This window comes from Neorhizobium sp. CSC1952, from assembly GCF_030378245.1.
GTDB lineage: Bacteria > Pseudomonadota > Alphaproteobacteria > Rhizobiales > Rhizobiaceae > Neorhizobium > Neorhizobium oryzae_A.
Genome location: NZ_CP128416.1, coordinates 3836763 through 3862412, shown reverse-complemented (window position 1 = coordinate 3862412; position 25650 = coordinate 3836763). Strand labels below are relative to the sequence as shown.

Here is a 25650-nt window from a genome sequence, read left to right as displayed (position 1 = left end):
GGGGCAGAAATGAAGACGAGCAGGGTCCTTGCCTGGATTGCCATCGCCATCGGCGCGATCTACTTCTTCGTGCCCCTGATCGGCACGTTCGAATTCTCGCTGCGCATGCGGCGCGGCGAATATTCCTTCGACGCCTATCAGTCGGTCTTCTCGGATATCCAGTTCCAGCAGACCTTCGGCTTCTCGATGCTGATGGCACTCTTCACCATCATCTTCGGCATGCTGCTCGTCGTGCCGACCGCCTATTGGGTGCGGCTGCGCCTGCCGCAGGTGCGTCCGGTGATCGAATTCATCACGCTGCTGCCGCTGGTGATCCCGGCGATCGTCATCGTCTTCGGCTATCTGCGGCTCTACAATTCGTCATCCTGGCTGCCGTTCACCGGCTCGGTCGGCGGCACCAACACTCTGCTCGTGCTCTCCTACATGACGCTGTCGCTGCCCTACATGTACCGCGCGGTGGATACCGCCATGCGCGCGATCGACGTGCGGACGCTGACGGAGGCCGCCGAAATCCTCGGCGCCAAATGGCCGACCATCATGTTCCGCTGCATCTTCCCGAACGTCATGTCGGGCGTATTGTCGGGAGCCTTCATCACCTTCGCGATCGTCATGGGCGAATTCACCATGGCGGCGCTTCTCAACCGGCCGGCATTCGGTCCCTATCTGCAGCTCGTCGGTGCCAACAAGGCCTATGAGCCTTCGGCGCTCGCCATCATAGCGTTTGCGATCACCTGGCTTTCGATGGGCCTGCTCCAGCTCGTGACCCGTTTCAGCAAATTGACGCCCTCCCGGCCCTAAGGAATTTTCTCGATGTCGTTCCTCGTCCTTGAAAATATCAAGAAGAGTTTTGGGCAGACGCAGGTCGTCAAGGATTTCGACATGTCGATCGAAAAGGGCGAATTCGTCTCCTTTCTAGGCCCGTCCGGCTGCGGCAAGACGACGGTGCTGCGCATGATCGCGGGCTTCGAGACCCCAAGCGGCGGCAGGATCAGCATCAACGGAAAGGACCAGAACCGGCTGAAGACCAGCCAGCGCAATATCGGCATGGTCTTCCAGGCCTATGCGCTGTTTCCGAACATGAACGTCTTCGACAACGTCGCCTTCGGTCTCAAGGTCGCCGGAAAGCCGAAGGCGGAGATCGAAGCACGCGTGAAGGAGATGCTGTCGCTGATCCGCCTCGATCATCTTGCCGATCGCTATCCCTATCAGTTGTCGGGCGGACAACAGCAGCGCGTGGCGCTCGCCCGCGCGCTCGCCCCGAAACCGCAGGTGCTGTTGCTCGACGAGCCGCTTTCGGCGCTCGATGCGAAGATCCGCGTCTCGCTGCGCGAGGAAATCCGCCAGATCCAGAGCCAGCTCGGCATTACCACCGTCTTCGTCACCCATGACCAGGAAGAGGCTCTGTCGATCTCCGACCGCATCGTCGTCATGAACGCCGGGCGCGCCGACCAGATCGGCACGCCGTCGGAGATCTACAATCACCCGGCTACCCGGTTCGTCGCCTCATTCGTCGGCACGCTCAACATGATCGAGGCGACCGTGGCCGATCCGGCAGCCAATACGGTAAACGTCGGCGACAATGTCGTCAGGCTGCGCGAATCGGTCGGCGCGCTGAGGGCCGGCGACAAGCTGTCGATCGCGCTGCGCCCGGAGGCCGGCTCGCTTTCCGAAAACGCCAAGGGCGATACCTCGCTCACCGGCAAGGTGGTCTCCTCGCATTTCCTCGGTTCGGTCATCCGCACCAAGATCGATGTCGGCGGCAACCGGATTTCCTTCGACATGTTCAATGCGCCGGATGCGGTCATGCCGCAGGCGGGCGAGACCGTGACGCTACGCTTCAACGCCAGCGACTTCCTGATCGTCCGGGATTGATTCTGACGGAGCCTGGAACGCTCGCCCGTCATCCTCGCTACGAGCCCGAGGACGACGGCGCCAAGGGTCAAGCCGCGTCGTCCACCGCATCCCGCTCGGATGCCGGCGTATAGTTGAGCACCGGCCCGAGCCACCGCTCGACTTCCTCCACCGCCATGCCCTTGCGCTTGGCATAGTCCTCGACCTGATCGCGCTCGACCTTCGCCACGCCGAAATAATAGGACGCCGGGTGGCCGATATAGAGACCGGAAACGGAAGAGCCGGGCCACATGGCGTAGCTTTCGGTCAGCTCCACGCCCGTCGCGGCCGTCGCGTCGAGCAGGCGGAAGAGCGTCGCCTTTTCCGTATGGTCGGGCTGCGCCGGATAGCCGGGCGCCGGGCGAATGCCGCCATAGGCTTCCGTGATCAGTTCTTCGGACGAAAGGTCCTCGTCCGGCGCATAACCCCAGAACTCCTTGCGGACCCGCTCATGCATGCATTCCGCGAAGGCTTCCGCGAAACGGTCGGCCAGCGCCTTGACGAGGATCGACGAATAGTCGTCGTTCGCGCGCTCGAAGCGTTCCGCTATCGCGACTTCTTCGATACCCGCCGTCACCACGAAGCCGCCGACATAGTCTTCAAGCCCGGTCGCCCGCGGCGCGACGAAATCCGCAAGCGCCACGTTCGGCCGGCCGTCCCGCTTCGAAAGCTGCTGACGCAACGTGAAGAAGGTCGCAAGTTCCTTGTTTCGGCTGTCGTCCTCAAAGAGACGGATATCGTCGCCGACCGCATTGGCCGGCCAGAAGCCGATCACCGCCCGCGGCCGGAACCATTTTTCGGCGATGATCTTTTCGAGCATGGCCTGGGCATCCGCATAGAGCTGACGCGCCGCCTCGCCCTGCTTCTCGTCCTCCAGGATCGCCGGGAAACGGCCCTTCAGTTCCCAGGTCTGGAAGAAGGGCGTCCAGTCGATATATTTCGCGAGTTCGGCAAGATCGTAGGTCTCGAAGACCTTGGTGCCGAGGAACTGCGGCTTGGTCGGTTTGTAGTCCGACCAGTCGAGCTTTTCGGCGTTGTCGCGGGCGCGGGTGATCGAAAGGCGGGTCTTCTCGGCCTCGGAACGGGCATGCGCCGCCGCCACCTTGGCATATTCCGCCTGGATCGTGCTGACATAGTTCGCCTTCGCATCCGGCGAAAGGAGCGAGGAAACGACACCGACGGCGCGGCTGGCATCGTTGACATAAACCGCCTGCCCGCGATCATAGCGCGGATGGATCTTGACCGCCGTATGCACGCGGCTGGTGGTGGCGCCGCCGATCAGCAGCGGAATGTCGAAACCCTGCCGTTCCATCTCGGAAGCCACGTGCACCATCTCGTCGAGCGACGGCGTGATGAGGCCGGAAAGCCCGATGATGTCGACTTTCTCGGCAATCGCCGTTTCGAGGATCTTCGTCGAGGGCACCATGACGCCGAGGTCGATGATCTCGTAGTTGTTGCAGGCGAGCACGACACCGACGATGTTCTTGCCGATGTCATGCACGTCGCCCTTCACGGTCGCCATCAGCACCTTGCCGGCGGACCTCTTCTGGTCGCCGCCGTTGAGGCGTTTTTCCTCCTCCATGTAGGGCAGCAGCACCGCAACCGCCTGCTTCATGACGCGGGCGGACTTCACCACCTGCGGCAGGAACATCTTGCCGGAGCCGAAGAGGTCGCCGACGACGTTCATGCCGGCCATCAGCGGGCCTTCGATGACGCTCAGCGGCCGGTCCGCGTTTTGGCGGGCCTCTTCCGTATCCTCATCGATGAAATCGGTGATGCCGTTGACCAGCGCGTGCGACAGACGCTTCTCGACCGGCCATTCACGCCACGCAAGGTCCTGCGCCTTGGCTTCCTTGGCCCCGGCGCCGCGATAGCGCTCGGCAATCTCGAGCATACGCTCCGTCGCATCGTCGCGGCGGTTCAGCACCACGTCCTCGCAGGCCTCGCGCAGCTCCGGCTCGATGTTCTCGTAGATGGCAAGCTGGCCGGCATTGACGATACCCATGTCCATGCCCGCCTGAATGGCGTGGTAGAGGAACACGGCGTGCATCGCCTCGCGCACCGGCTCGTTGCCGCGGAAGGAGAAGGAAAGGTTCGAAACGCCGCCCGAGACATGCACGAGCGGCATGCGCTCGCGGATCGCCTTGGTCGCCTGGATGAAGGCGAGGCCATAATTGTTGTGCTCCTCGATGCCCGTCGCCACCGCAAAGATGTTCGGGTCGAAGATGATGTCTTCCGGCGGGAAATCCGCCTCCTCGGTCAGGAGCTTGTAGGCGCGTTCGGCAATCGAAACCTTGCGCTCGAACGTATCGGCCTGCCCCTGCTCGTCGAAGGCCATGACGACGATCGCGGCGCCATAATTGCGCAAGAGCTTCGCCTGGGCGATGAACTTCTCCTCGCCTTCCTTCATGGAGATCGAGTTGACGACCGGCTTGCCCTGCACGCATTTCAGGCCGGCCTCCATAATCTCGAACTTGGAGCTGTCGAGCATCAGCGGCACGCGGGCGATATCCGGCTCGGCGGCGATGAGGTTCACGAACTCGACCATTGCCTTTTCGGAATCGATCAGGCCTTCGTCCATATTGATGTCGATGACCGCGGCCCCGTTCTCCACCTGGTCGCGGGCGACCGCGAGCGCGGACGTGAAATCGCCGGCGGTGATGAGCTTGCGGAATTTCGCCGAGCCGGTGACGTTGGTGCGCTCACCGACGTTCACGAAGGGCACGTCCTTGGTGAAGACGAAGGGTTCGAGACCAGAGAGCGCCATGAACGGCTTGTGCTCGGGCACCTCGCGCGGCTTGAAGGACGCGACGGCATCCGCGATAGCGCGGATGTGTTCCGGCGTCGAGCCGCAGCAGCCGCCGACGACGTTGACAAGACCTTCCTCGGCAAAGCCGCGAATCTGGCGGGCCATGTCGTCGGGCGTCTCGTCGTAGCGGCCGAATTCGTTCGGCAGGCCGGCATTCGGATAGGCCGAGATGAACGTGTCGGCGACGGCCGAGAGTTCCTGCAGATGCGGGCGCATCGCATCGGCGCCGAGCGCGCAGTTCAGGCCTATGGTGAAGGGCTTCGCATGGCGCACCGAATACCAGAAGGCCGACGGCGTCTGGCCGGAGAGCGTGCGGCCGGAAAGGTCGGTGATCGTGCCGGAGATCATCACCGGCAAGTGGATGCCTTTTTCGGCGAAACGTTCGGCGCAGGCGAAGATCGCGGCCTTGGCGTTCAGCGTATCGAAGATCGTTTCGATCAGGATGATGTCGGCGCCGCCGTCGATGAGGCCGTCGAGCTGCTCCCCATAGGCGAGCCTGAGGTCATCGAATGTCACAGCCCGGTAACCGGGATTGTTGACGTCGGGAGAAATGGAGGCGGTGCGGTTGGTCGGGCCGATCGCGCCGGCCACGAAGCGGCGGCGGCCATCCTCCTTCTCCGCCCGGAGTGCCGCGCGCCGCGCCAGCCGCGCGCCGTCGCGGTTGAGATCGTAGACCGCATTCTCCATCTGATAGTCGGCCTGGGCGATGCGGGTCGAGGAGAAGGTGTTGGTCTCGATAATGTCCGCGCCCGCCTTGGCATAGCGGTAATGGATTTCCTCGATCGCCTGCGGCTGCGAGAGGATCAGAAGGTCGTTGTTGCCCTGCTGATGGCAGGCGCAGCCGGCGAACCGATCGCCGCGGAAGTGATCCTCGTTGAAACCAAGTCCCTGGATCTCGGTGCCCATAGCGCCGTCGATGATCAGGATGCGCTCCCGCGCCGCGGCCTTGAGCGCCGCCAGGATTTCCGCGCCATTGCGGCGGGAGGCTTCGGGGCCGAAGAGTTCATCGAACATCGCACATCCTCATGCTTCGAGATAACTCAATAACCGCATAAACATATCTTTATGTCAATATATAACTGAAGCGACTTCTGGCATAAGAGATCGCGCATCGAATAGCCGATGACAGGAAACCGGTCGGGCGCTATAGGCGTTGGAGAACGTACCCATTCAGCGATTTTAGAGGTCTCCATGAGTGACAACGGTCAGACAGCCGCCAGCTGGGCGAGCCTTCCCTATCATCGGCGCTGGCTTCTGGATCAGGCCGACGGCCTCTTCGATTTCTTCCAATACCGGGCCATGAATCCGAAGGGCGGCTTTTTCGATCTCGACGATCAGGGCTCGCCGATCGGCGGCGTCAATCCGACCCGCGGCATTCACGCCTCGGCCCGCATGGTGCACTGCTTCTCGGTCGGTTACCTGCTCGGCCGTCCCGGCGCCGGCGACATCATCGATCACGGCATGCGCTATCTCTGGGAGCGGCATCGCGATACGCAGCATGGCGGTTATTTCTGGCAGGTAAACGATGACGGCGCCGTCGATTCCGCCAAACAGGGTTATGGCCATGCTTTCGTGCTGCTTGCCGCCTCCTCTGCCAAGGTGGCCGGCCACCCTCTCGCCGACCGCCTGCTGGCCGACATCACCGAAATCCTGGACACGAAATTCTGGGAAGCCCGCCACGGCGCCATCGCCGAGGAATTCAACCGCGACTGGTCGCCGATCGAAAGGGGAAACTATCGCGGACAGAACTCCAACATGCATCTCACCGAAGCGCTGATGGCGGCTTTCGAGGCGACCGGCGAGATGGCTTATCTTCAGAAGGCCGAGAGCATCGCAGACCTGGTCATCCGCCGGGCGGCGGGCAGCGTAGGTTTCCGCGTCGCCGAGCATTTCGACACGGAATGGACGATCGACAAGGACTATTACCATCCGGACGAGATGTTCCGCCCGGCCGGCACGACGCCCGGCCACTGGCTGGAATGGGCGCGCCTCGTGCTCCAGCTCTGGGCGCTTGGCGGCAGGAAGCATGCCTGGATGCCCGATGCGGCGAAATCCCTCTTCGTGCAGTCCATGTCACTGGGTTGGGACAAGGAGAAAGGCGGCTTCTTCTATACGCTCGACTGGCAGGACAGGCCGGCCAAGACCAACAAGCTCTGGTGGCCAATGTGCGAAGGGGCCGCGGCCGCGCATTTCCTGAACGAGCATCTGCCCGCGGACCGTTTCTACGAGGACAGCTATCGCCTCATCTGGGGCACGATCGCCAACCGCTTCATCGACCACAAGAACGGCGGCTGGCACGAGGAGCTGACCGAAGACCTCGTTCCGGCGCATACGCTCTTTCCCGGCAAGGGCGATATCTACCACGCGCTGCAGGCCTGCCTCATCCCGCTTTTTCCCGCAACCGGCAGCCTGACCAAGGTCATCGTCGACGCCGACGGCCGCATCTGAGCGCATTGCGGCAAGTCCTGCCTGCGGCTTGAAAGCGAAGGCCGGTCACGTCCCCGTGCGGGACGTGACCATGGCGCGGATATGGGTGGCGAGCAGATCGTAGTCGTAAGGCTTGGTGATCAGTGCGGTCTGCCCGAGCGCTTCGGCTCCCGGCACGCTCCGGTCGCCGGTCGCGAAGATCACCGGCAGATGCGGCAGCGCTTCCCGCACTTTCAATGCGAGATCAAGCCCGCTCATTTCCGGCAGATGCACGTCGGTGACGAGAATGTCGACCGGATGGCTGCCCACCGCATCAAGCGCTTCCCTGGCCGATCCGGCCTCCACGACGTTCATGCCGAAATCCTGCAGGAAGTCCGCCGTCGAAATACGGATCAGCGCCTCGTCCTCGACCAGCAGCACGGTGATCGGCAGATCCCGAACGGCAGGTTCCTCTATGACGGGAGCCGCGGCAGGCGTCGGAGAACGCTCCGGCGGGCGCGGCGGCGCTCCTTCCCGGCCCTGTTCGATCACCTGCCTGATCTTTCGCGCCAGCGCCTCGCGCGTATAAGGCTTGCTGAGCAGGTTGACGCCGGGATCGAGCCGCCCGCCATGGACGATCGAGTTTTCCGTGTAGCCCGAGGTGAACAGGACGCCGAGATGCGGCAGCCGTTCCTTGGCCTTCTTGGCGAGATCGCGGCTCTTCAGGCGGCCGGGCATCACCACGTCGGTGAAGAGAACATCGATCGGCACGCCGCTCTCGATGATCGCCAGCCCGCTATCGGCATCCTTGGCTCTCAGGACCCGGTAGCCGAGCTCGGTGAGCAGGCTGACGGTGATCTCCCGCACCGCCTCGTCGTCCTCGACCACCAGAACGGTCTCGTTTCCGCCGGAAGCGGTGCCCGCCGAGCTCTCGGCGACCAGATCCTCCTCCTCCATCGATCGCGGAAGATAGATGCGTACGGTGGTTCCGTTTCCGGGTTCGCTGTAGATCTTGATGTGGCCGCCGGACTGCTTGACGAAACCGTAGACCATGGAAAGGCCGAGGCCTGTCCCTCTGCCTTCCGGCTTGGTGGTGAAGAAGGGATCGAAGACCTTTTCCAGGACGTCGGGCGTCATGCCCACACCGGTATCGGTCACGGCAAGCATCACATATTGTCCCGCCTTCACATCGAAGGCGTGGCGCGCATATTCATCGTCCAGGAAGGCGTTGCCGAGCTCGATGGTCAGCTTGCCCTGCCCGTTCATCGCATCGCGGGCGTTGATCGCAAGGTTGAGAAGCGCGTTCTCCACGTTGCTCGGGTCGACCAGCGTGTTCCAGAGCCCGCCGCCGACGATCGTGTCGATCTCGATCGCCTCGCCGAGACTGCGCCGCAGGAGATGATCCATCTCGCGGATCAGGCGGCTCAGGTTGATGACCTTGGGCGAAAGCGGCTGACGCCTGCCGAAGGAGAGAAGCTGCGAGGCCAGCCGTGCGCCGCGCGAAGCGCTGGCCAGCGCACTGTTCAGCCGCTTTTCGGCGATCTCGTTGCCGGCGACTTCACGGCCGAGAAGCTGAAGGTTGCCCGTGATGACCTGCAGCAGATTGTTGAAGTCATGGGCAATGCCTCCGGCCAGGTTGCCGATCGCTTCCATCTTCTGGCTCTGGCGAAGCACCTCCTGCGTCCGTTCGAGCTCGATCGTCCTTTCCTCCACGCGGTGGCCAAGCGTGGCCGCCAGGTCCGAAAGCTGTGTCTCCGTCTGTTTCTGCTCGTCGATATCGGTGTTGGTGGCGACCCAGAGCGTTATATCGCCGGCGTCGTTCCTGATCGGCACGGCGCGGGTGATGAACCAGCGGTAGACGCCGTCGTGGCGACGCACCCTGATCTCCGTCTCAAGCTTGTTTCCCGTGCGCAGCGCTTCGCCCCAGGCCGCGGCGATCCCCGCCGAATCGTCCGGGTGCAGTATGTCGGAGCGCTTGTCCCTGTCGAAATAGAAGGACTCCGATCCGCTATAGGCGAATATCTGATCGTTGCACCATTGCATCCGGCCGTCCGGCGTCGCGGTCCAGACATGCGTCGGCAAGGACTGCGCCAGCGTCCGGAAACGGTCCTCGTTCTCGCGCGCCGCCTCCTGCGCGCGACGAAGCTGGGTCACGTCGTGTCCCTGGACGAAAATGCCGCTCACGGCACCGTCCCGATCGCGGATCGGCTGATAGACGAAGTCGAGGAAACGCTCCTCCGGCGCGTCGCTGCCCGGCGGCTGCAGAACGACGCGGGCGGCATGGGCGCTATAGGGCGTACCGCTCCGGTAGACCTGATCGAGCAGCTCGTAAAAGCCCTGGCCGGCGATGTCCGGAAGGGCTTCGCGCACGGTCTTGCCGATCAGATCCTCGCGCCCGACCAGAGCCCGGTATGCCCCGTTGACGATGTTGAAGACATGTTCCGGCTCGCGCAGCACCGCCATGAAACCCGGCGCCTGCTCGAACAGCATGCGCAGATATTCGCGTTCCTCTCCAAGTGCGATATTCTCTCCCTGAACCGCATCGGCGCGGCGCATCAGGTCCGTGTGCACCTGCAGCGAGCCGTCGCCGGCCAGCCAGCTGCGCAGCAGATGCAGTTCCGTCACATCCACCGTATGCTGCAGGATGAAGGTGATCTCGCCGTTCTCGTCCTTGATCGCCGTATGCGTGGCGCTCCAGTAGCGATCCTCCAATTCCCCGTCGGAACCGGTGATCGGATAGGGAATGAGGGACAGGTGATCCACCTCCCCTGTCGAAAGCACCTTGGCGAAGGATTGGCGCAGCAGCCTGCCCGAAGCCGAATCGGGATCGCTCGGGAAAGCATCGAACATGTTGCGGCCGAGAAGCTCCTCACGGCTGCGCCCCGTGACGGCAAGATAGGCATCGTTCATCCCGACGAGCCGCAACTCCCGGTCAAGAATGACGTAGGGATTGGGCGAGAGATTGAACAACTGCTCCAGGTCTATGGTGGAAAGCTCCGTCACTCGGAACATGCGCCGCCCCCGATGCAATGCGGCATCAGGTTATAAGGCTTCGGCATTCATTGACAATTGAAATCAAGAGAAAACCTTCCGGACGGACATCCGGAAGGCGATGTCGCAGAGATGCCGCATCCCAGTCGATCGGGCCTCACTTCGGAAGATAGTAGCGGCCGCGTTCGTCGCGCTCCAGGCCATTTGGACGGAAGGTGTCGAGTTCGCGGACCACTTCGCGGCCGTCGCGGCTGCCGACCGCGGCCATCAGTTCCTCGAAATGCTTCGGGCCGTCCTTCAGCGCCGCCTCCAGCGACGGGAAGCGCTTGCCCGGATAGGAGGGCGCCTGGGGGGTGACGAGTTCCCAGCTCTGGGCATGCTGCACCGGCCAGGTGAGGTCGTAACCGGCCTTGGCGCCGGAACGCGCGCCGTGCAGCGACGGATCGAGCGGCGACAAGCGCACGCCCGTCGCGATGACGAGGTCGCGATCGGCCTGGAAACGGGTACCGAAGGCCCATTCCATCTGGCTGTCGTCGAAGATGTCGATATCCGGATCGACGACGAAGACGTTCTTGACGCCGACGGCGCCGAGCACCGCATAAAGCGCCGAACGGGCCTCGCCCGGATAGGTCTGGCGGATGGAGAAACGCATGCTCATCGAGCCGCCGGCTGCGACCGGGGCGTAGACGGCGACCGGCTGACGCACGACCTCGCCGAGGATCTTCCAGACGTTCATCTCCATGCGCAAGGCTTCGAGATTGGACGTATCGGTGAAGTCCATGCGGTTGCCAGAAATCGTCGCGGTCTGGAAGAGCGCATCCTTGCGGTGGGTGATGGCCGTGACGTGGAAGACCGGATTGGTCTTCACCACACCATAATATCCCAGATACTCGCCGTAGGGACCTTCCTTCTCGACATAGCCGCGCTCGTCGAAATAACCCTCGATGACCATTTCCGCATCGGCCGGAACCATGATGTCGTTCGTCACGCACTTGACGACCGGCAGCGGCGCGGCGCGAAGCGAGGAGATCAGCTCGAGCTCGTCGACCGGCTCCTTCATCGTCGCGGAAACCATGTCGATCGGGTGGCAGCCCACCACATAGGCGACATTGAGGCGCTCCCCGCGTCCCGAGGCCGCCATGTACATGACGCGCAGGTCGCTCGGGGCGATCAGGTCGACGCCCGCTTCCTGGGGACCGCGCAGCATCAGGCGGCGCATGCCGCAATTGTAGCGGCCATCCTTCGGATCGATCGTGTAGTCGATCGTCGCGGAGATATAGGGCGCGCCGTCAAGCGCGTGCTGCACATGGACCGGCAGCTTGAGGAGGTCGGCATCCGTACCGGTGAGCACGACCTGCTGCACCGGGGCCTCGTCTTTCGAAAGCTTGACGAGTTCGGGCTTCAGCGACAGCCGGCGGCGCATTTCGAGAGCGACCTCGCCCGCGGACACGCCGAAGGCCTTGGCGAGACGCGACCGGCTGCCGACGACATTGCCGACCAGTTGCTGGCCTTCCGGTCCGACATTCTTGAAGAGGACCGCCTTCGGATTGTTCTGCAGGATAACCGCCACATCGGCCAGATCGACCTTCTCCTCGCGGATCTCCAGCTCGTCGGCACCCAGCGCGTCGACGAAATTCCTCAGCCGAAACCGGTCAAGATCGAGCGCGGCGGCGGATTTGGTTGTGGTGTTGACGGTCATTCTGTCCTCTCCCGAAAACGCGTTTTCTGCGTGCCGTGTTTTCTATCCAGAACAGTTGATTAAATCAAATATAATTATACAATGTCGCATCAGGTCGCATTGGGAGACGCGACCGACCGGCTCGATGCGACGTCCGGTCATTCACAGGGAGGGACTTTATGCAGAACATTACACGTCGTTTCATGCTTGCGGCTTCGGTAGCCCTTGCGGGCACCGCCTTCGGCCTCTCGCCGGCCGCGGCGCAGGCGGATTATCCGAGCCAGACCATCAGCATGATCTGTGCTTTCCCGGCAGGCAGCGGTGCCGATGTCATCGTCCGCTTTTTCGCCGAGAAGATCTCCAAGCTTTCGGGCGCGACCATCATCGTCGAGAACAAGCCCGGCGCCGGCGGCAATATCGCCGCCGAATATGTCGCCCGCGCCAAGCCGGACGGCTACACGATCTTCTTCCATACCGGCAGCGCCATCGCCGGCAACATGCACATGTTCAAGAAGCCGCCGATCGATGTCGTGAAGGACCTTCAGGTCGCAGCGACGATCAACAAGCAGCCGCACATGATTGCCGTTCCGGTCTCGAGCCCGATCAAGAACATGAAGGAACTGACCGAATATCTGAAGAAGGAAGGCTCGAACGCCAGCTACGCCGTCAACAACACGTCGGGCAAGGTTCTTGCCGCCATCTACAAGCAGGAAGCCGGCCTGGAAACGGTCGAGGTCTCCTATAAGAGCAGCGCCGATTCGATGAACGACGTGATGAGCGGCGCGATGGCGTTTGCCGCCCAGGATCCGGTTTTCTCCCTCGCCCAGCTTCGCGAAGGCCGCTATCGCCTGCTGGCGGTCAGCTCCGGCAAGCGCATTCCCGGCGCCCCCGAGGTTCCGACGATGACCGAGGAAGGCTATCCGATGGACCAGGTCGGCTGGTTCGCCATGATGGTTCCATCAGAGACACCGAAGGAAGTCGTCGCCAAGATCAACGGCTGGACGAAGGAAGTCCTCGGGCAGGACGACGTCAAGAAGTTCGTGACCGACCAGGGCGGCGACATCTTCGTCAGCACGCCGGAAGAAGGCCAGGAATATCTCAAGAAAGAGGTCGCGGCCTGGGCCGATTACGTCAAGATCGCCAACATTCCGCAGCAGTAAGACGGCCATTCGCTCCAAAACTTTAAACGGCGCCTCACGGCGCCGTCAGCTTGATGACAAACCTCGCCTCTTGTTCGGCGTCATCCTCGGCCTTGTGCCGAGGATCTATAAACGTCAATGGTTTGCAGATGCTCGGGACAGGCCCGAGCATGACGATCGGAGATTTTCGAGCCTTTGTCAGCAGTCTGACGGCGCCTCACGGCGCCGTTTCTATTTCATAGGTCGTTTCGACATCGACCTTTCGCTCATCGCTGTGAAAGAAAACCACCCTTCCCGGCAGCCGCCGCTTTTCAAGGTTGCGCTTGACGATATATCCAAGCGGATATATCGATTGAAAATTCCCGTCAATGCGGATACGAGGGAGCCGGAGACCTATGACCATCCTTGGAATGAATATCGTGCCGGAGCCTTTGCTCCGCGAGAAGGTCACCGAAGCCATTCGCGCCTCGATCGCTGCCGGGAACCTGGCACCCGGACAAAAGCTGGTGGAACGGGAAATCTGCGGCGAACTCGGCATCAGCCGCACCGTCCTTCGCGAAGCCTTGCAGCATCTGGAAGCGGAGGGACTGATCGTCAACCGCTCCCGGCGCGGCCGCACGGTGATCAGCATCGGACGACGGGAAGCCGCCGAGATCTACGCGGTCCGCAAGGCACTCGAAGGGTTGATCGGCACCGGCTTTGCCGACAACGCAACCGCCGCGCAGATCAAGAAACTCAAGGCCCATCTCCAGTCGATGCGAAGCAGGCAGCCGCGCGATGCCTTCGCTGCCGGGCAGCAGTTCTTTGCGATCATGCGGGACCATTGCGGCAACCATGTCGCCGCCGATTTCGCCCGCCAGCTCGACGGCCGCGTGATGATCCTGAAGCAGCTTTCGACCTTCCAGAATATTCCCTATCAGGAACGGCTGCAGGAGCTCGACGCCATCGTTGCCGCGATCGAAACGCGCAACGGCAAGCTGGCAGGCGAGCTTTGCATGAGGCGGATCGAGAGATTGTCGGAAGGTGTCGTCAATCTCATGGAGGACGCGGAGGCCATGGCTTCCTGACGGATCAGCGGCCACGGTCAGACCTGCTCTCGTCTAGCAGTCTGCGCGATCGCGGGCCGGTCGTTGCATAGGCGAGCTATGTCAGATGGTCTGCCCTCGCCACGTCTCGCTGATCCGGCGGATGGCCTGCAGCAGGTTGGCGGTCGGCGGCGTCATCAGGCCCTTCTTGCGGCGGTAGACGCGAAATGTCCTCTGCCAGTCGAGTTCGGGCACGTTGACCCGCGCCATGTCGCCGCGTTCGACTTCCTCGCGCACCAGCGGCAGCGGCATCCAGCAGAACAGCGCTTCCGACAGAACGGCCGCCTTCAGCACCGGAACCGAACGGGAGATGATCGACGGCGCATTCGGCTCCAGCGCATTGTCGTGGAAACGGCGCTGCCATTCGCGCACGGTCGGCGTTCCCGGCGGCGGCAGGGCCCAACCGAATCCGGCAGCCTCGGCGAGCGTCACATGCTGCCGCCCGATGATCGGATGGTCGGCGCGTGCGAAGACGGAGACGGTGTCGTGCATGATGTCCGGCGTCGCGATGACGATATCGTCGTCCAGATAGGGCTCCGGGGAGATTGCGATGTCGATCATCCCGCCCTTCAATCCTTCCAATACCCGGTCTTCGAGATCCTCGATGATCTGGTACTGCACCTCCGGATGCTCCTTGCGCATCTCGCGGATGACGGCGATGACGAAGCCGCTGACGACGCTCGCAACCCCGCCGATCCGGACCACGCCGCGGCTCGCACCCCGCATCTGTCGGATCACGTCGGTGGCGTTGCCGATCTCCGACACCACCAGTTTCGCATAGGGAAGCAGCGCCTCGCCGAAGACGGTCGGCACGACGCCGCGGGTCGTGCGCTCGAAGAGCGGCACTCCATAGCTTTCTTCGAGACGCTTCAGCATCCGGGTGATCGCCGGCTGGGTCATGTTCAATGCGGAAGCGGCCGCACCGAGGCTTCCACGGCGTGCGCATTCGAGCACGATCTGGGCTGATCGAACATCCAAAGTCATGCCTTTATGTAATGGATTTTTGGAGATTCTTCAATTCCAAGACAAGGCGCCATCTGCGACATTGATAGGGCACGATACGCGCTCAGGATGCATTCCTGAAGGCCGGGAGGAGGCCTCAAGCATGAACAAGATGACGCGGGATTTCCTGTCCGGCAGCACGAAGCTGCATGGCCAGACGGTCAGCGAAGCGGTTTTCGATTTTCTGAGGCAGAAGGGCATCGACCGGATATTCGGCAATCCCGGTTCCACCGAGCTGCCGATGTTCATGAACATTCCGGAAGATTTTTCCTATGTGCTCGGCCTGCAGGAATCGATCGTAGTCGCCATGGCGGACGCCTATGCGCAGGTGAGCCGCAAACCGGCCTTCGTCAACCTGCATTCGGCCGCCGGCCTCGGCCATGCGCTCGGCAATATCTATACGGCCTACCGCAACCGCGCGCCGCTGATCATTACCACCGGCCAGCAGAGCCGCGAACTCCTGCCGCACGACCCCTTCCTGTTTGCCGAGAGCCCGACCGATTTCCCGAAACCTTATGTGAAATGGGCCTGCGAGCCCGCCCGCGCCGAGGATGTGCCGGCGGCGATCGCCCGGGCCTACCATATGGCGATGCAGGCGCCGCGCGGCCCGGTCATGGTCTCCGTCCCATTGAGCGACTGGCAGGCGGAAGCCCGGCCGATCGCCATCCGCGACGTGGAGACGGTAATCAGCGCACCGGCAGAAGCGCTGGACAGGCTCGCCCGGGAGTTGAACGAGGCGAAGGAGCCGGTGCTCGTCGTCGGCCCCGGGGTCGATCTCGACGATGCCTGGGATTCGGCGGTCCGGCTTGCGGAAATCCTGCAGGCCAAAGTCTGGGTGAGCCCCCTTTCCTCGCGCTGCAGTTTTCCGGAGCGGCATCCGCTCTTTGCCGGTTTCCTGCCCGCTTTTCAGCCGAAACTCGCGCAATGTCTCGGCAATGCCGACCTCGTGCTGGTCCTCGGCGCGCCGGCCTTCACCTATCATTTCGCCGGATCCGGCCCGGATGTTCCGGAAGGTGCCGAGCTCCGGCTCATCACCGACGACCCGGCACAGGCGGCAAATGCCGTCACCGGCAATGCGATGGTCTCGAACCTTCGCGCAGCCGCCGAAGGCCTCGTCTATCGTTTGCGCTGCCGGCCGCAGCGCACCGACGGGCCGGCGCGCGTCATTCCCCGGCTGAAACAGCCGAAGGGCATCACCCAGGAATTCTTCTACCAGACGCTCGCCGATGTCCGCTCGCCGGAGAGCATCGTCTTCGAGGAGGCGCCGGGCGGCCGCGACGCGCTGCACGACTTCTTTCCGATCGAGCGGCCGGGCGGCTTTTTCGCCACCGCCAGCGGCGGCCTGGGTTACGCCCTGCCCGGCTCCGTCGGCGCCGCGCTGACGAAACCGGAACAGCCGGTCATCGCGGTGATCGGCGACGGGTCGAGCCTCTATTCGATACAGTCGATCTGGTCGGCCGTCGAATATGACGCGAACCTGCTGATCGTCATCCTGAACAACGGCGGCTACAAGGTCCTGAAGGCCATTGCCGAGAAGACCGGGTCCGGGCGCATCGACGGCGTCGACATCGGCCACATGGATTTTGTGAAGGTCGCGGAGGCTCAGGGCTGCAAGGCCGTCCGCTGCGACGAGGGAGAAGAACTGGCATCGTGCCTGCGGTCCCTTCTCGGGATGAAAGGGCCGCGCCTTTTGGAAGTCATTCTATCAGAGGAGGAGACTGAAATGAATGTCGCTGTCAGAAACGAGAAAGTCCTGAAGACCCCGGAGAAATTCTTCATCAACGGCGAATGGGTGACCCCGTCCGGAACCGGCAAGCTGGATGTCATTTCGCCCGTCACCGAGGAACTGCTGCTGAGCTATCCGGAAGCGAGCAATGCCGATATCGACAAGGCCGTGGCGGCCGCCCGCGACGCCTTCGACAACGGCCCCTGGCCGCGCCTGAGCAACAAGGAGCGTGCCGGCTATCTGCGCAAGGTGGCCGAACTGCTCACCGCCCGCCTGGACGAGATCGCCAATGCCTGGACGACCCAGGTCGGCGCACCGATCTTCCTGACCAAGAAGCTCGTCGGCCAGAACCCGGGCCTCTTCACCTTCTATGCCGACCTGATCGAGAAGGACGACTTCGTCAGTCACCGTAAGCGCGCCGACGGCGGCGAAGTCCGCGTCGTACGCGAGCCGGTCGGCGTCTGCGCGGCGATCACGCCGTGGAATGCCCCGATGGTGCTTCTGAACTACAAGGTCTCGGCGGCACTCGCCGCAGGCTGCACCATCGTCGCCAAGCCTTCGCCGGAAACCCCGCTGGAAGCCTATATCCTGGCCGAATGCATCGAACAGGCAGGCCTGCCGAAGGGCGTCTTCAACCTCGTGCCGGCCGGCCGCGAAGGCGGCGATTATCTCGTCCGCCACAAAGGCATCGACAAGGTCTCGTTCACCGGCTCGACGATTGCCGGCCGGGCGATCGCGGCCGCCTGCTCCGAGCGCCTCGCCCGCTACAGCCTGGAACTCGGCGGCAAATCCGCAGCCGTGCTCCTGGATGACGCCGATTTCGCGAAGGCGCTGCCGAGCCTGATGGTCTATTCCATGCCGATCACTGGTCAGGTCTGCTTCTCGCTGACCCGCATCCTGGTGCCGGAATCCCGCAGCCGAGAATTCACAGACATGTTCGTCGGCGCGGTGAAGAACATCAAGGTGGGCGATCCGGCCGATCCGACCACCCATATGGGACCGCTCACCATGGCCCGTCAGCTCGCCCGCGTCGAAGGCTATATCGCCGCCGGCCGTGAAGGCGGCGCGAAGATCGCCTGCGGCGGCGGCCGTCCGGCCGGTCTCGACAAGGGCTACTTCATCGAGCCGACCATCTTCACCGACGTGACGATGGACATGAAGATCGCGCAGGAGGAAATCTTCGGTCCGGTCGTGTCGATCATCAGCTACAAGGACGAGGACGAAGCCGCGAAGATCGCCAACGATACCATGTACGGCCTCTCCGGCGCGGTCTTCACCGCCGATCCGGAACGCGGCTACGCCTTCGCCCGCAGAATGCGCACCGGCAGCGTGACGGTGAACGGCATGATCGTCGACATCCATCATCCCTTCGGCGGCTTCAAGCAGTCGGGCATGGGCCGCGAAGGCGGGCCGGAGGGTCTCGAAAACTATTTCGAGGTCAAGACGATCCACATGGCCTGAGGGTGATCCATCCTATTGCATGAGATAAAAAGGCCGCCGGGATGAAATCCGGCGGCCTTTTCCCCCTCGGTACTCCGGTGGATCGTTGATCAGAGCACTTCGAAGATGAAAATTCTTACGAAATTGGCCATGCGCTCGCCGGTGCCGATGAACATGGTGTGGTTGAGCCAGGCATAACGCGGATCGCCCGTCTGGAAGCGCGGATTGGTGCGCATGTAATAGAGCGCCGGATCGACCGTCTCTCCTGCCGCGAGCCGCGCCAGCACCTCCGGCGGCCCGTGCCGGAAACCGAAATTGCGGATGTCGATCATCGCGCCGTCATGGGTCTCGATGACATAACGGGTATCGAGCTCCGCATAGCCCGCATCGTAGACGTTCTGCCAATCCGCGCCGAGATCGAGGATGCGACCCGAAAGGCGCTCCCCTTCCACGGTTCCGCCGATGATCGGGATGATCCGCCAGCGACCGCCCGGGCCGCCTCCCTTCTCGATCGGCGGGCCGAGGTCGGCACGGATTTCGCAAAGCGGTCTGAGGCCGGGAGCCTGCATCATCTCCTCCTATCGCATTGTCGTCGGCAGCCAGAGCGCGATCATCGGGAAGATCACGAGCAGGATGAGGCGGATGATATCCGTCAGGATGAAAGGCATCACCCCGCCATAGATCGTCGTGATCTTCACATCCTTGGCTATCGAATTGATGACGAAGACGTTGATGCCGACCGGCGGCGTGATCATCCCGAGTTCGCAGGCGACGACGATGATAACGCCGAACCAGATCGGATCGAAACCGAGATGGACTATGACCGGAAAGACGATCGGCACGAGCAGGATGATCATCGCCATCTCGTCCATCAGGGCACCGGCGATGAAAAAGATCAGGAGGATCAGCGCCAGCGTACCATAAGGCCCGAGATCCATGGCCACCAGGAACGCCGTCAGCTTCTGGGGCGACTGGGTGATTGCCAGGAAATAACCGAACAGGATGGCGCCGATCAGCACGCTGAACAGCGAGACGGAGGTGCGGAGCGATTCCACCAGGCTCGCCATGATGAGCTTGGTGTTGAGCCGCCCGCGCAATATGCCGATCACCATGGTCAGCAACGCGCCCACCGCCGCCGCCTCGGTCGCGGTGGCGACGCCCAGATAGATGACGCCGATCACCGCGATGAAGAGAAGCAGCACGGCCCAGACGTCGCGGAGCGAGGCGATCGCCTCCTTCAGGTCGAAGGTCTTGCCGGGGGGCAGTCGCTTGCCGTGCGCGATCAGCACGGTCGCCATATACATGAGCGTCGCCATGATGCCCGGGACGATGCCCGCCATCAGCAATTGACCGACATCCGTCTCGGTCAGAAAGGCATAGACCACCATCATCACCGACGGCGGGATGAGGATGCCGAGCGTGCCGCCGGCGGCGATCACCCCCGTCGACGTGGCATCCTCATAACCGGCCTTGCGCATTTCGGGCAGTGCGATGCGGGTCATGGTCGCGGCGGTGGCGATCGAACTGCCGCAGATCGCCGCAAACCCGGCGCAGGCGGCGATCGTCGAAAGCGCAAGGCCACCCCGGAACTGCCCGAGCCAGGCATTGCCGGTCCTGAACAATTCCCGCGACATGCCGGAATTGGTGGCGAACACGCCCATCAGGATGAAGAACGGCACCAGCGTCAGGTTGAAATCGGTGATGACGCGGATCGGTGATGTGGTGAGAAGATTGAGCGCCGGGGCAATGCCGCGCATGGAAGCAAAGCCGAAGACCCCGACGAGCCCCATGGCGACACCGAGCGGCACGCGCAGCCCCATGAGCACGAACATGGCGACGAAGCCGCCGATGGCAACGAGATCAGCGGTGTTCATACGCCATGGCCCTCGAGCGGATTGGGTTCCTCTGATTTGCGGCGCAGGAACGGCACCACGGCCGTCGTGATGACGGCCGATGCGCAGCCGAGCCAGATCAGGCCGATGAGTGGCCATACCGGAATGCGCAGGTCAAAGGTTGCTTCGTTGCTGCGATAGGCGCTCGTCAGGCGGAAGAACATCATGTAGGCGAGCATCGCCGTGAACGCGAGCAGCGAGGCCCAGGCGATGAAATCCAGGACGCGGCGCCCCCTCGGGCCAAGCGGCTCGTAGAGCAGGTCCACCGCGATATGCCCGCCGCGATATCCGAGCGAGGCGAAACCCCACATCATGCAGGCCCCGATCAGATAGCGGGAAAGGTCGAAGGAATCCGGTATCGCCCAGGAGAAGACGTAGCGGCCGACTGTGGAGGCGACGATCAGGATCGTGCACAGGCCTAGCAGAAGACCGGCGATCATATCGACAGCTTCGCTGAAGCGTTCGAGATATCGGTTCATGGCACAAGCTCGAAATACGAATGAGGGGAAGGACGGGCACCGCAACGGCGCCTGTCCCGGTCGGCCTGCCGGACGTTTACTTCACGTCCGCATTGTACTTCTTGAGCGTCTCTTCAAGGCTCGCCCAGGCGGCTTTGGCATCGATCCCGGCCTTGGTCGCGGCCGCTTCCCATTCGCCCTGGAGCGATGCGGTCGCCTTCTTCCAAAGCTCCACCTCATCGGGCGTCGGCTTGTAGAACGTATGGCCGCCCGCATCGAGCATCTTCTGGCGGCCTGCCGCTTCCGCATCCGCCCATTTGCTCGCCATCTTCTCCGCCCATTCGGGCGTGCAGTGATCGTCGATCACCTTGCGGTCCTGCGGCTCGAGCCCGTCGATCTTGTCCTTGTTCATCACGAAGGCGAAGGTCGTGACGTAGAAGGGCATGTCGAGATGGTGCGTCGTCACGTCCTGCAGTCCGAACGTGTAGATCGAGTTCCACGGCGATGCGGTCATGTCGGCCGCTCCCTTGGAGATCAGTTCGCGCATCTCGCCGGCCGGCACCTGCACGGAGGCTGCCCCCAGCGAGTTGACCAGACGGGCCATCGTGGCATGCGCCGGGCGGATGTTCTTGCCCTTGAGATCGGCCGGGACCTGGATCGGCCCCTTGGTGCCGTGCAGCGTGCCGGGGTCATGGATATGCACCATGCAGACATAGACGTCGCTCATCTCCTTGCCGGAATACTGGCGATACCATTCGTCGAGCGCCCGCGAGCCCCCTTTGGCATTGGAGATCAGGAACGGAATCTCGCCCGCGGCGAGGATGGGGAAACGGCCCGGCTGATAGCCCGGGTTGATGAAGCCGATATCGACGATACCGTCACGCGCCATATCGTAATGGTCGGGCGCCGCACCGAGCTGCGAGGCCGGATAGATGGTGATGCTGATGCGTCCGCCGGACGCCTCGCTGATCGATTTCGCCCAGGGCTCCATGCCGCCGGGTTGCAGGGCATGGGTGGCGGGCACCCAATGCGACAAGGTCAGTTCCACTTCGGCGGCCCGTGCAGCTGTGACCGGCGCCGTGGCGGCCAGCGCTGCGAGGCAGGCCGAAGCAAGCAATGCCTTCAGTTTCATGCGTTTCTCCTCCCGTTGAAAATGAAGTCGGCGGGGCTCCCTCCCCGTCCGGTCAATGAGCTGTTCGCACCCTCTCGTTAAGGAAGAAGGCTGCAAGCGGACATCGATCTGGTGGCCGAAACCGAACTTGCCATAGGCATGGCAGACGCAACTGTGATGACCAGTTGTGTATACATCGATCTCCTCCCATGCCCGATTTACCACGACGATCCGTTCTCCCTTGAGATCGCCTGTTCGAGCATTCGAATTTCAACACATTGCAGCGGAAACGACAAGTTGTCATTTGGGTTCGGGATGCAAAAATCAGGCATCCTGAGATTTTTCCGAGAGGCTCTTCACCCCGGGTTCAAACTGTTTAGAATGATACAGTACGACGCTCGTGCATACATGGGAGCCGGCCGGAGGAATGTAGCGCGACGGGAGGCGCCGCGCCGAGGGAGACGTGGCTTGACCGCCCGTGCGGCCGGCTGGGATTGCATGACCGCATCACGACATCCGGAGCGGCACGCTTCGCTTCATCGGTGCGGAGATCAGGGAGGAAGACAGAACATGGATGATCTCATCACGCCCGCCGGCAGGGCCATTGCCGAGCTCAAGACCGTTCTCGGTGACCGGCTGGTGACATCGGCCTCGGTTCGCGACCACCACAGCCACGACACGTCGCGCCTGAAGCCTCACCTTCCCGATGCGGTGGCCTTTCCGCGCACCGAAGAGGAAGTGCAGGCGATCGTCTCGGCCTGCGCCGCACATGGGGTGCCGGTCGTGCCGTTCGGCGCCGGCTCCTCGATGGAAGGCCATACGATCCCGATCCGCGGCGGCATCTCGCTCGATACCCGCGAGATGAACCGGATCGTCGAAATCCGTCCGGAAGATCTGCTCGCCGTCGTACAGCCGGGCGTCACGCGCAAGCAGCTCAATGTAGAACTGCGCGAGACCGGCCTGATGTTCTCGGTCGATCCCGGCGCGGATGCCTCCATCGGCGGCATGGCCTCGACCCGCGGCAGCGGAACCACCGCCGTGCGCTATGGCACGATGCGGGAAAACGTTCTGGCTCTCCGGGTGGTGACACCGGACGGAACGGCGATCCAGACCGGCTCGCGGGCGCGAAAATCCTCGACCGGCTACGACCTCACACATCTCTTCGTCGGCGCGGAAGGCACGCTCGGCGTCATCACCGAGCTTACCGTTCGCCTGCATCCGATTCCGGAAGCGGTGTCATCGGCGATCTGCTCCTTCCCGACGGTCGCGAATGCCGTGGAAGCCGTGATCGAAGCCGTCCAGTACGGCATTCCCGTCGCGCGCGTCGAGTTCCTGGACGAGGTGGCGATCGCCGGCGTCAACAACTATTCGAAGCTCACTCTTCCCGTCGCGCCCACGCTCTTCTTCGAGTTCCACGGCACCCAGGCCTGGGTCGAAGAGCAGGCACGCCTCGTCGAGGAGATCACCGGGAGCCACGACGCGATCTCCTTCCGCTGGACCGCGGACGCCGACGAACGCACGAAACTCTGGCAGGCCCGCCACGACCTCTATTGGGCGACGAAGGCGATCATCCCCGGCTACGATCTCTATACCGGCGATATCTGCGTGCCGATTTCGCGGCTTGCGGAAAGCATCGTCGCGGCACGCGCCGATATCGATGCCTCGTCCCTGAAAGGCCAGATCATCGGCCATGTGGGCGACGGCAACTTCCATACCGCCTATCTGATCGATCCGGACAACCCCGCGCATCTTCAGGAGGCGGAGGAAATGTCTGACAGGCTCGTCGAGCGTGCGCTTGCGGTCGGCGGCACGGCGAGCGGCGAGCATGGCATCGGCATGGCGAAGCAGAAATTCATGCGCCGGGAACACGGCAAGGCGGTCGACGTGATGAAGAAGATCAAGGCCGCGCTCGATCCGCTGGGCATCATGAATCCCGGCAAAATGGGGGACGCCGGGTGAGATCAAAAAGGGCAAAGTTCAACCGGCCGTCATCCTCCAGCTGTCCCGAGGAACTATCCACGTTGATCGAAGGTTTATTGTCCGGAGAAGCCCGGGGTAACGCAAGCAATTATCCTCACTTATTCGGCGTAAAGCCTTGCTCTGCCATGCAAGCGCGGAATGTACTATCTGACGCAGCTAGACCAAGTATCCACAACCGTCCTGCGACCACTCGCGTTTCGGCTGCTCGACCATTGCAGATGCTTTTTGCCCGCTCAAATCTTGCATCCTTGGTACTCGGCGATGTTTCCGACCATTCAGCGCTTGAACTGGTATTGCACGCCGAAAGTAGTGGGATAACAATCAGCAAGCAGATTTGCGCCATACTCCTCATGCTCTAGACCTCCCCATGCCCTCGATCGATTGATAGAATTGCATGGGATTGTCCGAACAGACAAGATGACGAGCCTTCCTCCTTTTCCCCATAACGAAAAACGGCGCCCGAAGGCGCCGTTCCCGTATTGGCCTTGGGAGGCAGTTAGACCTTTTTGGTGCGCCAGCTTTCGGCGTAGTTCTCGCGGGCTTCGCGGGCATAGGGCGTCGGCGAAACGCGGACGCGGATCTCCGCCTGCTTGTGCCCCTTCTCGATCGAGGTCTTGTCGGTGCCGCCATTCGGCTCGCCCCAGATGAGCGTCAGCACATCGCCTTCCTGGATATCCGGATCGACGACGCCGAGCGACAGCATGCAACGCTCGTTATAGCTGTAGCCGTTGAACATCGACATGCCGACGACCTTGTCGCCATGCATGATCCGGTCGGCACTGGAGGAGGCGTAGTTCGGCTGCGGCAGATCGATCCACTTGTAGGCCTCACCGCCCGGCACGAAGTTCGAGGCGATGACCTTCATCACGTCCTCGGCATTCCACTCGAAGGTGACCTTCTTGCGCTGCGGCTTGCCCTTCATCGCTTCGAGAGCGGCACGGCCGACGAAGTCATGGTCGAACTTGATGTAGATGCCGTAACCCAGCTCGTACGGGTTGACGTAATAGTCCTCGATATTGTCGGAGACGAGGCTGCCGCCGATGGAGCCGGTCGCTTCATAGCTGTCTTCCGTCAGCCAGTCGCGGTAGCCCTTGAGCTCCTCGCCGGTATAGATGGCCGGCAGCGGCGATGGGATCCAGCCGGATTCGAGCGTGTTGGTGGAATAGGCGCGCGCACCGACGAGATAGAGCTCGACTCCCGCATCCTTGGCCGCCTTGACGATGATGTCGCGCACCTCGTCCTTCTCGGCATAGGGACCCCAGATTTCGAGACCCGGGGCGCCGGCCATGCCGTGGCGCAGTGCCTGGACCTTCTTGTTGCCGACATTGATCCAGTCGACGTGGAAGAACTTGATGTCCGGGATCGGGCCGCCGTTCATCTTCTCGAAGATCTTCGGCGCATCCGGACCCTGGATCTGGAACCGGTAATGGACGCGGGTGACGAGCTTGCCGTCCGGACGCGACGGAGACCGCGGGTCATGGGTGAGCTTGACGTTGTGCTTGCCGAGCGAGGCGTTGTAGCGCAGCCAGTTGGCGGTCGGCGCACGGCCGACGAGTACGAACTTCTGTTCGGTCTCGCGGAAGATGATCATGTCGCCGATGACATGGCCGGCCGGCGTCACCGGGACGTAATGCTTGGCGCGGTTGGTGTCGAAATTGGCAAAGCTGTTGATCGCCAGGCTTTCGAGAAATTTCGCAGCGTCCGGACCTTCGACGATCAGTTCGTCCATGTGATGCGACTGATCGAAAAGAACGGCAGACTGGCGCCATGCGACCTGTTCGGTGCGCCAGTTGGAAAATTCCGGGGCAACGACCGGATAGATGTACATGCCGATGCGCGAATTGCGCAGCATCTCGACGGTATTGCCCTTCTCTTTAAGGATCTGGGTCAGATTCTTGAGCATTTCTCCTCCTCACTCGATTGTGCCTGTGGTCCCGGGCGCAAGTCCACCGTCGCCCGGAGCAATTCATCGAGACCATCTATGTATACATAAACGAGCCGGCAGCCAATTAGAAATGGATGAAGGTCATAATTTCCTTGCAA

General features: G+C 62.4%; 16 protein-coding genes. 7 read left to right on the top strand and 9 right to left on the bottom strand.

Annotated elements, in window-relative coordinates; all coding sequences use genetic code 11:
- Positions 1-9 precede the first annotated feature (9 nt).
- Positions 10-798, top strand: a complete 789-nt coding sequence (locus QTA58_RS18725) for an ABC transporter permease (RefSeq protein WP_289670119.1) — start codon at positions 10-12, stop codon at positions 796-798.
- 12 nt (positions 799-810) lie between these two features.
- Entirely contained in the window at positions 811-1872 is a 1062-nt protein-coding gene (locus QTA58_RS18720; protein WP_289670117.1) for an ABC transporter ATP-binding protein, read from the top strand.
- A gap of 67 nt (positions 1873-1939) precedes the next feature.
- On the opposite strand, the gene metH is transcribed toward QTA58_RS18720, so the two are convergent.
- The gene (gene metH, locus QTA58_RS18715) at positions 1940-5713 is read right to left on the bottom strand and encodes a methionine synthase (RefSeq protein WP_289670115.1); all 3774 of its coding nucleotides are present in this window, start codon (positions 5711-5713) and stop codon (positions 1940-1942) included.
- A 177-nt stretch (positions 5714-5890) separates the two neighbouring features.
- On the opposite strand from metH, the gene QTA58_RS18710 reads away from it, so the two are divergent.
- Positions 5891-7147, top strand: a complete 1257-nt coding sequence (locus tag QTA58_RS18710) for an AGE family epimerase/isomerase (protein WP_289670113.1) — start codon at positions 5891-5893, stop codon at positions 7145-7147.
- 45 nt (positions 7148-7192) lie between these two features.
- On the opposite strand, the gene QTA58_RS18705 is transcribed toward QTA58_RS18710, so the two are convergent.
- Together QTA58_RS18705 and QTA58_RS18700 are read right to left on the bottom strand one after the other, a co-directional pair.
- The gene (locus tag QTA58_RS18705) at positions 7193-10117 is read right to left on the bottom strand and encodes a PAS domain-containing protein (protein ID WP_289670111.1); all 2925 of its coding nucleotides are present in this window, start codon (positions 10115-10117) and stop codon (positions 7193-7195) included.
- Between the two features lie 136 nt (positions 10118-10253).
- Positions 10254-11795 carry a UbiD family decarboxylase gene (locus QTA58_RS18700; protein ID WP_289670109.1) on the bottom strand — a complete coding sequence of 514 codons (1542 nt, stop codon included), beginning with the start codon at positions 11793-11795 and terminating at the stop codon, positions 10254-10256.
- Positions 11796-11953: 158 nt separating this feature from the next.
- Here QTA58_RS18700 and QTA58_RS18695 point away from each other — a divergent pair, with 158 nt between their 5' ends.
- Positions 11954-12934 carry a tripartite tricarboxylate transporter substrate binding protein gene (locus tag QTA58_RS18695; RefSeq protein WP_289670107.1) on the top strand — a complete coding sequence of 327 codons (981 nt, stop codon included), beginning with the start codon at positions 11954-11956 and terminating at the stop codon, positions 12932-12934.
- 374 nt (positions 12935-13308) lie between these two features.
- Positions 13309-13980, top strand: a complete 672-nt coding sequence (locus QTA58_RS18690) for a GntR family transcriptional regulator (protein WP_289670105.1) — start codon at positions 13309-13311, stop codon at positions 13978-13980.
- A gap of 81 nt (positions 13981-14061) precedes the next feature.
- Here the strand turns inward: QTA58_RS18690 and QTA58_RS18685 are convergent, their stop codons facing one another.
- Positions 14062-14982 carry a LysR family transcriptional regulator gene (locus tag QTA58_RS18685; protein WP_289670103.1) on the bottom strand — a complete coding sequence of 307 codons (921 nt, stop codon included), beginning with the start codon at positions 14980-14982 and terminating at the stop codon, positions 14062-14064.
- 121 nt (positions 14983-15103) lie between these two features.
- Here QTA58_RS18685 and mdlC point away from each other — a divergent pair, with 121 nt between their 5' ends.
- Positions 15104-18187, top strand: coding sequence for a benzoylformate decarboxylase (gene mdlC / locus QTA58_RS18680; protein ID WP_289670102.1), 3084 nt, complete (start codon positions 15104-15106; stop codon positions 18185-18187).
- An 89-nt stretch (positions 18188-18276) separates the two neighbouring features.
- On the opposite strand, the gene QTA58_RS18675 is transcribed toward mdlC, so the two are convergent.
- From QTA58_RS18675 to QTA58_RS18660, 4 genes are all read right to left on the bottom strand, one after another.
- Positions 18277-18735, bottom strand: a complete 459-nt coding sequence (locus tag QTA58_RS18675) for a DUF3237 domain-containing protein (protein ID WP_289670101.1) — start codon at positions 18733-18735, stop codon at positions 18277-18279.
- Between the two features lie 9 nt (positions 18736-18744).
- The gene (locus tag QTA58_RS18670) at positions 18745-20040 is read right to left on the bottom strand and encodes a TRAP transporter permease (RefSeq protein ID WP_289670098.1); all 1296 of its coding nucleotides are present in this window, start codon (positions 20038-20040) and stop codon (positions 18745-18747) included.
- Entirely contained in the window at positions 20037-20537 is a 501-nt protein-coding gene (locus QTA58_RS18665; RefSeq protein WP_085424712.1) for a TRAP transporter small permease, read from the bottom strand. Before QTA58_RS18665 ends, QTA58_RS18670 begins: the two co-directional genes overlap by 4 nt.
- Positions 20538-20613: 76 nt before the next feature.
- Positions 20614-21648, bottom strand: a complete 1035-nt coding sequence (locus QTA58_RS18660; protein WP_289670095.1) for a TRAP transporter substrate-binding protein — start codon at positions 21646-21648, stop codon at positions 20614-20616.
- 549 nt (positions 21649-22197) lie between these two features.
- Here QTA58_RS18660 and QTA58_RS18655 point away from each other — a divergent pair.
- Positions 22198-23586 carry an FAD-linked oxidase C-terminal domain-containing protein gene (locus QTA58_RS18655; protein ID WP_289670092.1) on the top strand — a complete coding sequence of 463 codons (1389 nt, stop codon included), beginning with the start codon at positions 22198-22200 and terminating at the stop codon, positions 23584-23586.
- A gap of 517 nt (positions 23587-24103) precedes the next feature.
- On the opposite strand, the gene QTA58_RS18650 is transcribed toward QTA58_RS18655, so the two are convergent.
- The gene (locus QTA58_RS18650) at positions 24104-25510 is read right to left on the bottom strand and encodes an aminomethyltransferase family protein (protein ID WP_289670089.1); all 1407 of its coding nucleotides are present in this window, start codon (positions 25508-25510) and stop codon (positions 24104-24106) included.
- Between the last annotated feature and the right edge of the window lie 140 nt (positions 25511-25650).